The organism is Prochlorococcus sp. G4PB16 (assembly GCF_059772465.1).
This window is the reverse complement of record NZ_CM186289.1, coordinates 938,288-951,842: the sequence shown is the minus strand read 5'-3', so window position 1 is coordinate 951,842 and position 13,555 is coordinate 938,288. Positions and strand designations below refer to the sequence as shown.

Here is a 13,555-nt window from a genome sequence, read left to right as displayed (position 1 = left end):
AAAAGGTGTAAGTTATATATCAAAAGATGGAGGTTTAATTCTTTTATCCAATTGCATCGAAAACAACCTTAGGTTTGATTGTATAACTTTCAGCTGAATTTGCTATGCCTAGGATGTTTCTTTCTTTATTTAATACTAATATGTTTTTAGTATGATTAATATTATCTTCAAAATCATTATTTTTTCCTATTTTTAAACGTTCAATGTTTTCTTTAAAACTTATCTTTCTACCTGAGCGCCAACTGAGAACCTCTTCATCAGAAATTAATTCAAAAGAAGACAGATGTTGAAAAAAAATATTAGGATTAAGAACTTTAGGTTTTTTATAATCTGGGTAAAAGTCTAATTTCTCAGGAAGTACAACTGAATGATGTTCCTTGAAATTATATGCTTTTGTTCGGCGCAACTTTTTTAAATAGCCACCGCACCCTATTTTCTCACCAATGTCTCTAGCTAATGATCTGATATATGTTCCTGTTGAGCAGTCAACGTCAATTAATAACTCACCTTTGTTTTGAGACCAGCTAATTAAATTTAATTTTTCGATAGTAACTTTCTTATGAATTAAATCAAATTTTTCTCCTTTTCTTGCTTTCTTATAAGCTCTCTCTCCGTTTACATGAACACTAGAAAAAATGGGAGGCTTTTGTAGTATCTCTCCTCGAAAAATTTCAAGTAGAGAATTTAAATCATTTTCGCTAATTAACGGCCAGTTTTTTGATGCTATAGTCTTACCTTGCATATCATCAGTATTTGTAGTGCTACCCAACTGAATGATGCCTCTATAACTTTTGGAGCCTTGTAAATAAGAGATTAATCTCGTCGCATTACCTATTGCTATTGGGAGTACTCCTGTGACTAAGGGATCTAGAGTTCCACTATGTCCAATTTTTTTTATACCAAATACTTTTCTGAGACGATTTACGCAATCGTGAGAAGTAAGCCCCGCAGGCTTATCAATGACAACAAATCCAAAAGGCTTTTTCAAAATTAATATTGCAGGTTGTCCCACGGATGAAATGATTGTTCAAGTAGCCCCGAACATTTAAAGTTATAACTTAGTGTGTTCAGTGAGCCAAATAATATGACCAATGTAGATCTAAGTATTTCTGGCTTCCTTAAAGATGGCTTTAACTTAAAAAAACATCTAATTGATTTCCTTACTATTGATAATGATGAATTAGATCAAAGATTGCTTAACGGTGTTGATGATTTAGCCGCTCTGCATCCAGGTGCATTTACAGAGAATAATGCAAGCGATTTTTATGAAGACAAAGTAGGAGATGCTCATTTAATAGATCTAGCATCTTGGCATTTAAATAGTTCTAATTACATAGCGGATACTCTTCGTCTACAACAAAAATTTGCTTCTGGAAAAGTTTTAGATTTTGGTGGAGGGATTGGTACGCATGCGCTGGCTGCTTCATTTTTGCCAGATGTTGAACATGTTTGGTTTGTGGACCTTAACCCTCAAAACCGTACTTTTGTAAAATATAGGTCCGAGGAATTAGGTATCGAAAATAAGATTTCAGTTTTTAGAGATTTAGAAAGCATCTCTGATGTTGTTTTTGACTCTCTTGTTTGCTTGGATGTCCTAGAACATCTTCCAGATCCAGCTAATCAATTGAAAATATTTTTGGAAAAACTTTCTCCTGAAGGAATAGCTCTAATGAATTGGTATTTTTATAAAGGAAAAAACGGAGAATATCCTTTTCATTTTGATGATCCAGGTTTGATTTCGAATTTCTTTACTACATTACAACTAAATTACTTAGAGGTTTTCCATCCTTTTTTAATTACTACTCGAGCTTACAAACCATTAAAAAAGATAAATTAGACTGTTTTGGCAGTGGAAATATTAATCCTTTTTCTATTTCTTAATCCTCTACGAATACTTTCGAAATGGACTGAGCCATCAGTCAGAGCGAAAAGAGTATCATCCTTACCTCTTCCTACATTAATTCCTGGAAGAATAGAGGTCCCTCTTTGTCGAATAAGAATAGATCCTGCCGTAACTTTCTCACCGCCATAAGCTTTAACACCAAGTCTTTTGGAGTTTGAGTCTCTTCCATTTCTGGTAGACCCAGTACCTTTCTTATGAGCCATGATTTATGTAATCTTTTGATTTTTTGTTATTACGATTCTACTTTATTGGCAGTGGTTTTGGTTGCTTTATCTTCTTTTGTTTTTTTAGCTTTTGATCCCACCGATATGGATTGAACTAAAACTCTTGTGAGCTCTTGACGATGGCCATTCTTACGTCTTGTCTTTTTCTTTGGACGCATTTTATAAACAATTATTTTTGGACCTCTTCTATGCTCTAGAACTTTTACTTCTACCTTTGCATCTTTGACATAAGGTTTTCCAAGTTTTAAATCTTTGCCATCGTTTAATAGAAGAACTTTGTCAATTGTTAAAACATCATCAACCTCGGCATGACATCGATCTAAGTCGTAATAGCGGTTGGCTTGAAGCCAAAATTGTTTCCCTGATGCTTCGACTATCGCATAAGTTTCATCTTGAGGAGTTTCCTTTTTGGGAGATGATTTTTTATCAGCCATGATTATTGGTGACACGTTAAGGCTCGAAATAAAATAAAAAGGGATTTCCTTTCTCTTTAATCGATTAAGCCCTAATCGTAATCGAAAAACAAACTAACATTTTGGCTTTTTGTCGGTTATTTAGTCAAGATTTAAAAAGGGCTTCTGCCTTATAGTTTTTTGGAGGATTCAAATGAATGCAAGGAAGACATATATTCTTAAGCTTTATGTGGCTGGAAATACGCCAAACTCCATGAGAGCTTTGAATACATTGAGAGAAATCTTAGAAAGTGAATTCAAAGGTGTCTATGCTCTTAAAGTTATTGATGTTTTAAAAAGTCCTCAATTAGCCGAAGAAGACAAAATACTTGCTACCCCAACTTTAGCCAAGATTTTACCTCCACCTGTGCGAAGAATAATTGGGGACTTATCAGATAGAGAAAAGGTTCTAATTGGATTGGATCTTTTGTATGGTGAATTATCTGATCAAGAAATGTTTTATTCCTCAGATAAATAGTGGAAGTATTTAAACAAGAGGTAAATGAATTCTTAAGTCCAACCGATAACTAAGGTCTTTTTACGGTTTCTTCATTATGTTTTATAGATAAGAGCTTAAGAGTTCTTCAATAAAAAAATTTGTCCAAAAATGCAGGTTCAAAAACTACCCACTGGAATTGAGGGCTTTGATGATATTTGTCATGGGGGGTTACCCAATGCCCGTAGCACCCTTGTTAGTGGTACTTCTGGGACAGGTAAAACAGTTTTTTCTTTGCAATATCTTCATCATGGAATATGTAATTTTGATGAACCTGGGATCTTTGTTACTTTTGAGGAATCACCTTTAGATATTGTTAGAAACGCGGCAAGTTTTGGCTGGGATTTACAAGGATTAATTGACCAAAATAAACTTTTTATTTTAGATGCATCACCAGACCCTGAGGGACAAGATGTTGCTGGAAATTTTGACTTATCTGGATTGATTGAAAGGATCAGTTATGCGATTAGAAAGTTTAAAGCTAAAAGAGTCGCTATTGATTCAATGACAGCAGTGTTCCAACAATATGATGCTATTTATGTTGTAAGAAGAGAGATTTTTCGTCTTATTGCAAGACTTAAGGAAATAGGTGTGACTACTGTTATGACTACTGAAAGAATAGATGAATATGGTCCAATTGCTAGATATGGAGTTGAAGAATTTGTTTCTGATAATGTTGTTATTTTGAGGAATGTTTTAGAGGCAGAGAAAAGGAGAAGAACTGTAGAAATTTTAAAATTAAGGGGAACTACACATATGAAGGGTGAATTTCCTTTCACAATGGGAAGTCAAGGAATAGTTGCCTTTCCTTTAGGAGCAATGAGGTTGACTCAAAGATCATCAAATATTCGAATAAGTTCTGGGGTCCCTGATTTAGATGAAATGTGTGGAGGTGGCTATTTTCAAGATTCAATTATTCTTGCTACTGGTGCAACTGGGACAGGAAAAACAATGCTAGTTTCTAAGTTTGTTGAAGATGCTTACATACATAAAGAAAGAACAATACTTTTTGCATATGAGGAATCAAGAGCACAACTTCTTCGTAATGCAACTAGCTGGGGGATAGATTTTGAAAAAATGGAAGAAGATGGTTTATTGAAGATTATTTGTGCGTACCCAGAATCAACTGGATTGGAGGACCATCTGCAAATCATCAAATCTGAGATTAGCGAATATAAACCTTCAAGAATGGCTATTGATTCTCTATCTGCATTAGCTAGAGGCGTAAGTTTGAATGCTTTCAGACAATTTGTTATTGGAGTCACTGGTTATGCAAAACAAGAAGAGATAGCAGGATTCTTTACTAATACTGCAGAAGAATTTATGGGAAGCCACTCAATTACTGATTCCCATATTTCAACAATAACCGACACTATTTTGCTTTTGCAATATGTAGAAATAAGAGGTGAAATGGCTAGAGCAATAAATGTATTTAAGATGCGTGGATCATGGCATGATAAGAGGATACGCGAATATATAATTACTAATGATGGCCCTGAGATTAAAGATTCATTTTCTAATTTTGAACAGATTTTTAGTGGAGCTCCTCACCGTATTAATCCCGAAGATCAGCAGCTGCCTGGCGTTTTTAAAAGCATTACATCAAAAGATGAATAATTTCTATTTAATTAAAGATTTATCATTTTCAAATTCCCAATTTTTCCTAGCAGATTTAAGTAATAGCTGATCAGCATCTGAGTCTTCAAGAGGAAGCTCAAACCAAAAAGTCGTACCAGTATTAGGTTCGCTAGCCATTCTTATTTCACTTCCATGTTTATTAACGATACCTTTAACAATTGAAAGACCTAATCCAGTCCCCACCTCAGTATGAACTGAGTCTTCAACCCTATAAAAACGTTCAAATATTCTTTGCTGGTCTATTTCAGAAATTCCACATCCTGTATCAGATACCTCCACTCTGATTTTAGGCATTGGAGATAATATCTCACAATGCGGAGCTTTATTATCTAGATCAACAGGAGAAGCAACGCATATATCTGGCCATGTATACGCCTTTAAATTTATTGTTCCTCCTTCGTTGCTAAATTTAAGTGCATTACCTACAAGGTTATCTAAAACTTGTAGAATCATATCCCAGTTGCCTAATACAAATGCTAAATTATTTTCAACATTTAGTATTAACTTAACATTTTTATCTTCAGCATTAAGTTTATAGTTTCTTAGAGTTTGTTCCATAGCGTCTTTTATACTTAGAGATTCTAATTGGATTGTTCTACCAGATTCTAATTTAGATAAATCAAGAACATCATTGACCAAGTGAGTAAGTCTATCTGTCTCTGAATTTGCAACGCCTAGGAATTCTTTTTGCTCATCTTTTGTAAGTTGCTCACCTAAATCATATAATGTCTCAACATAACTTTTTATATTAAATAAAGGTGTTCTTAATTCGTGTGAAACATTACTAATAAATCTCTTTTGTGCCGCATTTAATTGAACCTCCCTAGTCAGATCTTGAACCGTAACAGCAATACCCTTGATATTTTCTCCAGTTGTGTCTCTTACGGACTTTAAAACTATCCTAAGTGTTCTTGGTGGCTCTTCAAGATTGCAACGCAAGTCATCGCTGTCTCCAAAGTTGCTTAAAAGAGAATTTATTGGAGTTTCAAGTTGTTTTACAAGTAAATCAGGAAGTTGATTCAATAATTTTTGACCTTCAAGATTTCTACCTTCCCATCGAAAAAGTCTTCGAGCTGTGGGGTTAACTAAAACAATATTTCCTTGTTCATCAAGAAGAAGTGCTCCATCAGCCATAGTTGCTATTAAAGATTCTTGCTTGACTTGGGCAGCTTTTAGTTCTTCGATATTAGCCGCATCATAATCTTCTAATCTTGATGCCATTGCATTAAAACCGTTTAATAGTTCACCAAGTTCTCCACTCATGGGGAGATCTACTCTTGATTTGAAATTCCCTTTAGCAATCTCTCTGACTCCAATCACTAATTCTTTGATAGGGCGAGTAATTGTAAGAGCATTAAATACGGCCCCAATTATTACTAAGACCCAAATGGATATAAATACAGCAACAGTAATCTCTCTAGTTAATGCTGCTGTTGCAAGAGCTTTTTTGTTGGGTGTCACTCCCAGTGCCAAGGCACCTAGATATTCCCCCTTCCATAGCATTGGAACAAAAACATCAGTTACTTGACCTTGAGGAGTTGAATGTTGTCTGACTAATGGAAATTGAGGCTGCTTTTTTAATTCACTTGGGAGCTTAAGTTTTCTGGTTAGTTGTAATTCACCTTCAGCCTCAGATTCTGGATTTGTAGCACTTACTGGGATACCTAGTTTCACTAACCCATCTGGGTCAGTGAAGAAAATGTACCTTAAATTCCTACTTGAACGCCAAAATTTTTCCGCTACATTGAAAAGCTCCCTTGTTTGATTCTTTGCTACTAATTCCGTAACGTTTCCTGATAATAATAATCCTAAATCTCTCGCATATCTTGTATCGTTCATGCCTGCATCTCTCTGTATGCTACTTAACGCAAAAAAAGTAATAAGTGTCATTATAAAGCTAACTACTAGCGTTCCAAATGCTAGTAGCTTTGATCTTAAATTAAATCTTGACCACCATAAACTTATTTTTTCTAAAATACTTAAGTCATTCAAAAATACATCTTTTTTTGAAGGGGAAAAAGTATTATTTTGATTTGAATCTGAGTTATTCATCTAAGAGTTTATTGATTATCTCTGACTTGGTAACCTATATCTCTGCGAAAATGCATACCATCAAAGTCAATTTTTTTAAGGCTAGAATAAGCCAAATCGAAAGCTTTGTCGAAATTTTCCCCCTGTGCAACTACAGAAAGAACTCTTCCACCAGATGTAATTATATTGTCAAATTCGTCGATTGTGGTCCCAGCGTGAAATACTTGGAGCGAAGAATTCGGTTCAACCTTCATATTGATCTTGTCACCTGTTTGGGGTTTCTCAGGGTATCCTTTTGATGCGGCAACAATACATACACTGCATCCAGGATTGATGGTAAGTTTTGGTGCTTTTCCCAAATCGCCACGAGCACAAGCAAAAATTACAGATGCAAATTCCTCTCCCATTAATGGCATTAAGGCTTGACATTCTGGATCGCCAAAGCGGCAATTGAATTCAATAACTTTTGGTCCTGATGATGTGAGCATTAAGCCTGCATAAATAACACCTATGTAGTTGATTTTCTTTTTTTTCAGACCTTTTAAGGTTGGAATAAGAACAAGTTCAGTTATGTTTTCAAGATCTTTTTGATTAATTAAAAGCGCAGGTGCATAAGCTCCCATCCCGCCAGTATTTGGACCATTGTCTCCCTCAAGTAATCTTTTGTGATCCTGGGCTGGGGGAAGAACAATTAATTTCTCTCCATCACAAAGAGCAAAAATAGAAACTTCTGGCCCTTCAATTTTTTCTTCAAGGATAACTTTATCTCCTGCAGAGCCAAACTTTCCAGAAAATACGTCTTTAATTGCTTCCTTCGATTGATCAATTGTTTCACAAACAGTTACACCTTTACCTGCCGCAAGACCATCGGCTTTAATCACAAGAGGCTGGTTGAATCTTTGAAGAATTTTCATTGCTTCTTCTTCAGATCCTGTAGACCAGTACTTGGCAGTGGGAATATTGTTTTCAATCATTAGAGCTTTAGCCCAGTCTTTACTCGCCTCTAATTGAGCACCTTCTTTGCCTGGCCCAAAAACTGTAAGTCCTTTGTTACGCATTTTATTTGCCAAACCCTCAGCCAAAGGGACTTCAGGACCAATGATGACTAAATTAATTTGAAGTCGATGACATTCATTAATGAGTGTTTTTTGATCTTTAGATTTAGGTTTTAAACAAATACATTTTTCAAAGTTTGCAGTTCCACCATTCCCGGGGCAAACATATATTTGTTCAATAAATTGATTTTTTGATAGAGCCCAAGCAATAGAGTTTTCTCTTCCTCCACTTCCAATAATTAATATCCTTTTTAATTTGCTTGATTCTTCAACTTTTTGATTCTTTTTCATGGTTTTTTTGGGCTTGAGTGAAAAAGTAGTTTTAGTGGACCTTTAGTTACTTTTTGATTATTAATTAAAAAATTTTTTTTAGACAAGTTATTTTGTTGTTTGGGTTTTAGTTCTTAAATGAATTTGTTTTGATTTAGGTGATTTTTTTAGCATTATCTATTTATACTAATTAGATATCAGAGGTATTAATGAATCATATACAAGGATCACTCATATACGAAGGGAAGGCAAAAAGAGTTTTTGCATGTGAAGATCCATATAAGGTTTTAATAGAGTTCAAAAATGATGCTACTGCCTTTAACGCAAAAAAACGATCAGAGATCGAGGGTAAAGGACGATTGAATTGCAAAATTTCTGCAGCTCTTTTTAAATTGCTTAAGTTGAATGGAATTCCTACGCACTTCTTAGAACTTCATTCAGAAACATTTATGATTGCGGAAAAAATTAATGTAATCCCTTTAGAAGTTGTTATTCGCAATATTGCCACAGGCTCTTTGTGCAGAGAAACACCAATTAATCAAGGAACAATATTAAATCCCCCTCTGTTAGATTTATATTATAAAGATGATGAACTAGGAGACCCCATACTTACAGAAAGTAGATTGAAGTTGCTTGATTTGATTAGCTCTTCTCAGATGCTAGAAGTAGAGAAAATTACTAGAAGTGTTAACAAAATTTTAAAAGAATATTTTGATTCAATTGATTTACTATTGGTTGACTTTAAATTAGAGTTTGGTCTTAACTCATTAGGAAAGCTTGTGATAGCTGATGAAATAAGTCCAGATAATTGTAGGTTTTGGGATAAAAAAAATTCTGATCCTAAGGGACGTATTCTTGACAAAGATCGTTTTCGGCAAGATCTTGGGGGTGTGATAGATGCTTATGAGGAGATTTTGAAACGTATAGAAAAGGACTCCTATAATGCTATTTAAGAAATTATTTTCAGTAAGAATTCCGTCGTTTAACTAAATTGCTTCGAAATCTATGTTTAAAAGACACGCCAACTCTAATATGAAATTAATAAGTAAAGGTGCATATGCCGTTGCCTTTTTAGTTCCTTTTATTACTCCTGTTCAAGAAACTAAAGCTTCAAAAATAATCTCAGTTGGAAATCCACTCTTTGTTGAAAATGATCAGGTTGAAAGTTTTGAATTTACTGATCCATTCAATCAAAATAAATTGAATTTAAGTTTTGATGACTTTTTAATTTCTGAGGAATCAAATCAAAAAGATGCAAAAACTATATCTGAAGAAAAAAGAGTATTAATTTCAGAGATAATTATTAAGGGACTTGAGGATCATCCTGATAAAGAGCGTTTGGAAGTGCTTGCTTATGATGCAATGCTTATTAGACCTGGTAGTAAAGTTACAAGTAAAGAAGTCAAGAAGGATTTAGATCGAATTTATTCAACAGGTTGGTTTTCTGGTGCCAAAATTGAATCTTTACAGAGTGCTTTAGGTGTTCAACTTTTGATTAAAGTTGAGCCAAATCCTATATTAAATAAGATAAATATCCTACCTCGTGAAAGAAATCTATCAAATACAAAATTAAATGAGATTTTTAATGATGATTACGGAAAAACCTTAAATCTTAATACGCTGCAGATAAGGATTAAAGAAATTAAAGATTGGTATAATTCTAATGGATACTCATTGGCAAGGATCTTTGGTCCAAGTCGTGTGACAAATGATGGCATAGTTGAGCTTAAGATTCAAGAAGGATATATTGCAGGCATTGAGATTAATTTTATAGATGAGGATGGAAACAAAGAGGATGAAAAAGGCAGGTTAATAAAGGGAAAAACAAAAAAATGGGTAATTGAAAGAGAATTAATAACTAAAGTTGGGGATATTTTTGATAGAAATAAATTAGAAGCGGATATAAAAAGACTATACTCAACCTCCCTTTTTAATGATGTAAAAGTAACTCTTAAACCAGTAAATTCTGAACCTGGAAAGATTATAATTGTATTAGGAATAACAGAGCAGAGAACAGGCTCTTTGACTGGTGGTCTTGGATATAGTGGTGCTCAAGGTGTATTTGGACAGATTGGATTGCAAGAGTCAAACCTTGTTGGAAGATCATGGTCATCAAATATGAATTTGACTTATGGCGAATATGGAGCGCTTTTAAATCTTTCTTTATATGACCCTTGGATTAAAAATGATAAACATAGAACATCTCTTAGAACTTCATTGTATTTAAGTAGAGAAGTTCCCCAAGAATTTAGAAGTCAAGAGGGAGGAAGTATTAGAGGAGTTACAGATAGATATCAAGCACCTAATTCATCGATAAGTTATGACACTAATCAATCTCAAAACTTAGACTTAAATAATAATAATATTTTAATTGAAACAGGACCATTTACTAATCTTTCTTCGGCTAAGTTGTCGGCACCGCAGTTTAGTTGGTTTGATTACGAGGGTGATTCTATTGTCTTGGAGCGAACAGGCGGAGGCTTTTCTTTCGCAAGGCCGTTAAATAGTGGTCAGCCTCTAAAAAAGGTTCCTTGGAGTGTACTTATTGGTGCAAATTTCCAGAAGGTTAAGCCAATAGACTATGCAGGAGATAAAAGACCTTATGGCGTAGCATCAACAAATTTTAAAGAAGGTAAAGTTCCTAACAATGAAGTTATTTGTGTTGCCTACAATTGCGCTAGAGAAAATACTCTTGTTAGTTTTAAAAGTGCAGTTACTTACAATAATTTAGATAATTCAAGAAATCCAACTTCTGGAGATTATTTAAACATTGGTTCAGAACAATTTATTAGTTTTGGTGAAAATTCACCTACGTTTAATAGATCTAGGGTTAGTTATTCACGTTTTTATCCTGTTAATTGGTTAAAGTTTCATAAAGGATGTCGTCCCAATCCTGGTGAAAAATCAGATTGCTCTCAATCGATAGGTTTTCAAGCAAAGATAGGTACAATAATTGGTGACCTGCCTCCTTATGAAGCCTTTTGCTTAGGAGGAACAAGCTCTGTTAGGGGGTGGAATTCTTGTGATTTAGGCGTTGCAAGGAATTATGGAGAGGCAACAGCAGAATACAGATTTCCTGTTTGGCGATTGGTTTCTGGAGCGCTATTTGTTGATGCAGGATCTGATTTGGGCTCTCAGTCAAATGTCCCAGGGAAACCTGGGAAAATTCTTGAGAAACCAGGTTCTGGTTTCTCTGTTGGCCCTGGAGTAGTCATCAATACACCTGTTGGTCCCATTCGGATAGAGGCAGCGAGTCAAGATCTCAGTGGTAATTGGCGTTATAACATTGGAATTGGCTGGAAATTCTAGTGTTTTCTTTTCCTGCTGATTATGAACAGGGTTGGACTCTTCAAAATGAAATTAAAAAAGATGGTATTGGATTGCATACAGGTCTTAAATGTAAAGTCATCATTAAGCCAACAGAATTAAAGGGATTTCATATTTCTTTTTCAGATGAGCCCAATATCGTTATTCCTATAAATATTTCGCAGGTAAGAAATTCTCCTTTATGTACAACACTTGACCTGAATGGAAAAAAGGTGTCTACCGTTGAACACTTGTTGGCTTCTTTAATCGGTGTAGGGTTAACTCATGTCCACATAGAAATAGCTGGTAGGGAGATCCCTTTACTTGATGGTTCTGCCATTGGTTGGATAGAGGAAATTGAAAAAGTAGGAATGGTTAATTCCACTACATCTCCTAGGCAAAGGCCAGAAATAACATCTCCAATTTTTGTTAACAATGGAGAAAGTGTGATTTTTGCTACACCAGCAAAAAATTTGAAATTAATAGGTTTGATTGATTTTCCATATAAGGCAATTGGTCAACAAATGTTTTCGATTGAGCTGTCTCCAAATAGTTTTGTTAAAGAAATTGCGCCGGCACGAACATTTGGCTTTCTTGATCAGTTAGAAGGATTAAAGAAAGCTGGACTAATTAAAGGTGGAGCACTTGAAAATGCATTGGTGTGTAATGGTGATTCTTGGGTGAATCCACCCTTGAGATTTGCGAACGAACCAGTGCGTCATAAATTGCTTGACTTGATTGGAGATTTAGCTTTCGTTGGATTACCCAGAGCTCAAATTTTTGTTTATAAAGGGTCTCACTCTCTTCATGCCGAATTTGCAGCTTCTCTACAAAAGGTATTAACTTAATTAAATCTGATTTTGACTGACATTTCTCTCTCCTCTTCTCCTGTTTTAAATAGCGAGCAAATAATGGGGCTTTTGCCGCATAGATATCCTTTTGCTCTTGTTGACAGAGTGATAGAACATGACCAAGGCAAAAAAGCTGTGGCAATAAAAAATGTCACTCTCAATGAGCCTCAATTTCAAGGCCATTTCCCTGATAGACCATTAATGCCAGGAGTCTTAATAGTAGAAGCAATGGCTCAAGTAGGTGGCTTGATTGTTTCTCAAATGTCAGATCTTCCAAAAGGACTTTTTGTTTTCGCGGGGATTGATTCAGTTCGGTTTAGGCGACCAGTGGTACCTGGAGATCAATTATTGATATCTTGTGAATTGATAAGCATCAAAAGGAAGAGATTTGGAAAAGTTAGGGGAGAAGCAAAGGTGGATGATCAGTTGGTTTGTTCTGGAGATTTGATGTTCTCTCTTGTCGATTGAAGTTATGAGTGAACTTGAATATTCTGAACCCTTAATCGGAAATAAAAAAGTTGATATCCATGACTTTGCAGATGTTTCTCCGATGGCGGAACTTGGGGAAGGTGTATCTGTAAGTTCAGGAGCTGTTATTGGTCCAAATGTAATTGTTGGTCCAGGTACTTGGATAGGACCAAATGTAATTATCGAAGGGAAAGTGAAAATAGGTTCAAATAATAAGATCTTCCCAGGAGCATGTATCGGCTTAGAACCCCAAGATTTAAAGTATAAAGGAGATCCAACTGATGTTGTGATTGGAGATGATAATACTTTTAGAGAATGTGTAACAATTAATAGAGCGACATTTGAAGGAGAAAAAACTATAGTTGGCAATCAAAATTTGTTAATGGCATATTCACATTTAGGACATAATTGTGAAATTGGGAACAAGGTAGTCATAGCTAATAGCGTGCAAGTAGCAGGCCACGTTTGTGTTGAGGATCGAGCTGTTATTGGAGGTTGTTTGGGTATACACCAATTTGTACATATTGGTTATTTAGCCATGGTTGGAGGCATGACAAGAGTTGATAGAGATGTTCCTCCATATTGTCTTGCAGAAGGTCATCCTGGAAGATTACGGGGACTAAATAAAGTAGGAATAAAAAGGAAAAACTTAGATAAAGAGAATAAAGAAGAATATCTGCAATTGAAACGAATTTGGAACTTATTATTTAAATCTGAGTATGTAATTTCTGATGGTTTGGAAATTGCAAGACAAGAGAATTTGTTCCAATCTTCCTCTAGGTTATGTAGATTTATGGAAAGTTCTATAAGTAAAGGGAGAAGAGGTTCAATGCCTTCCTTAATTTCAACTCATAAATAAAT

At 35.0% G+C, this 13,555-nt stretch carries 13 protein-coding genes; 8 read left to right on the top strand and 5 right to left on the bottom strand.

What is annotated here, in order from left to right; all coding sequences use genetic code 11:
* Window positions 1–43 precede the first annotated feature (43 nt).
* Window positions 44–988, bottom strand: coding sequence for a tRNA pseudouridine(55) synthase TruB (gene truB / locus AC6EIZ_RS05655; protein WP_498513201.1), 945 nt, complete (start codon window positions 986–988; stop codon window positions 44–46).
* Window positions 989–1,084: 96 nt separating this feature from the next.
* Between truB and AC6EIZ_RS05650 the strand changes: the two genes are divergently transcribed.
* Complete coding sequence (locus AC6EIZ_RS05650) at window positions 1,085–1,837, top strand: class I SAM-dependent methyltransferase (RefSeq protein WP_498513054.1); 753 nt, start codon at window positions 1,085–1,087, stop codon at window positions 1,835–1,837.
* Here AC6EIZ_RS05650 and rpmA read toward each other — a convergent pair.
* The gene (gene rpmA / locus AC6EIZ_RS05645; protein ID WP_498513052.1) at window positions 1,834–2,106 is read right to left on the bottom strand and encodes a 50S ribosomal protein L27; all 273 of its coding nucleotides are present in this window, start codon (window positions 2,104–2,106) and stop codon (window positions 1,834–1,836) included. The genes AC6EIZ_RS05650 and rpmA overlap by 4 nt on opposite strands.
* A 29-nt stretch (window positions 2,107–2,135) precedes the next feature.
* Window positions 2,136–2,561 (bottom strand): 50S ribosomal protein L21, encoded by a 426-nt coding sequence (gene rplU / locus AC6EIZ_RS05640; protein ID WP_498513050.1) that lies wholly within the window; start codon window positions 2,559–2,561, stop codon window positions 2,136–2,138.
* A gap of 172 nt (window positions 2,562–2,733) precedes the next feature.
* Here rplU and kaiB point away from each other — a divergent pair, with 172 nt between their 5' ends.
* Together kaiB and kaiC are read left to right on the top strand one after the other, a co-directional pair.
* Window positions 2,734–3,057 carry a circadian clock protein KaiB gene (gene kaiB / locus AC6EIZ_RS05635; protein WP_498513048.1) on the top strand — a complete coding sequence of 108 codons (324 nt, stop codon included), beginning with the start codon at window positions 2,734–2,736 and terminating at the stop codon, window positions 3,055–3,057.
* Window positions 3,058–3,186: 129 nt separating this feature from the next.
* The gene (gene kaiC / locus AC6EIZ_RS05630) at window positions 3,187–4,692 is read left to right on the top strand and encodes a circadian clock protein KaiC (RefSeq protein ID WP_498513046.1); all 1,506 of its coding nucleotides are present in this window, start codon (window positions 3,187–3,189) and stop codon (window positions 4,690–4,692) included.
* A 3-nt stretch (window positions 4,693–4,695) separates the two neighbouring features.
* Here kaiC and AC6EIZ_RS05625 read toward each other — a convergent pair whose 3' ends face one another.
* Together AC6EIZ_RS05625 and purD are read right to left on the bottom strand one after the other, a co-directional pair.
* The gene (locus AC6EIZ_RS05625; protein ID WP_498513044.1) at window positions 4,696–6,765 is read right to left on the bottom strand and encodes a HAMP domain-containing sensor histidine kinase; all 2,070 of its coding nucleotides are present in this window, start codon (window positions 6,763–6,765) and stop codon (window positions 4,696–4,698) included.
* Between the two features lie 8 nt (window positions 6,766–6,773).
* Entirely contained in the window at window positions 6,774–8,090 is a 1,317-nt protein-coding gene (gene purD, locus AC6EIZ_RS05620) for a phosphoribosylamine--glycine ligase (protein ID WP_498513042.1), read from the bottom strand.
* Window positions 8,091–8,278: 188 nt separating this feature from the next.
* On the opposite strand from purD, the gene purC reads away from it, so the two are divergent.
* The 5 genes from purC to lpxA all read left to right on the top strand — a co-directional run bounded on the left by purC (window position 8,279) and on the right by lpxA (window position 13,553).
* On the top strand, window positions 8,279–9,022 hold the full coding sequence (gene purC, locus AC6EIZ_RS05615) for a phosphoribosylaminoimidazolesuccinocarboxamide synthase (protein WP_498513040.1): 744 nt from the start codon (window positions 8,279–8,281) through the stop codon (window positions 9,020–9,022).
* A 52-nt stretch (window positions 9,023–9,074) separates the two neighbouring features.
* A complete protein-coding gene (locus tag AC6EIZ_RS05610) occupies window positions 9,075–11,378 on the top strand; it encodes a BamA/TamA family outer membrane protein (RefSeq protein ID WP_498513039.1) in 2,304 nt (767 codons plus the stop codon).
* Window positions 11,378–12,223, top strand: coding sequence for a UDP-3-O-acyl-N-acetylglucosamine deacetylase (gene lpxC, locus AC6EIZ_RS05605; RefSeq protein ID WP_498513037.1), 846 nt, complete (start codon window positions 11,378–11,380; stop codon window positions 12,221–12,223). The genes AC6EIZ_RS05610 and lpxC overlap by 1 nt, the downstream gene beginning before the upstream one ends.
* Window positions 12,224–12,286: 63 nt before the next feature.
* Window positions 12,287–12,694, top strand: coding sequence for a 3-hydroxyacyl-ACP dehydratase FabZ (gene fabZ / locus AC6EIZ_RS05600; RefSeq protein WP_498513199.1), 408 nt, complete (start codon window positions 12,287–12,289; stop codon window positions 12,692–12,694).
* A gap of 4 nt (window positions 12,695–12,698) precedes the next feature.
* Window positions 12,699–13,553 (top strand): acyl-ACP--UDP-N-acetylglucosamine O-acyltransferase, encoded by an 855-nt coding sequence (lpxA, locus tag AC6EIZ_RS05595; RefSeq protein WP_498513035.1) that lies wholly within the window; start codon window positions 12,699–12,701, stop codon window positions 13,551–13,553.
* Window positions 13,554–13,555 lie beyond the last annotated feature (2 nt).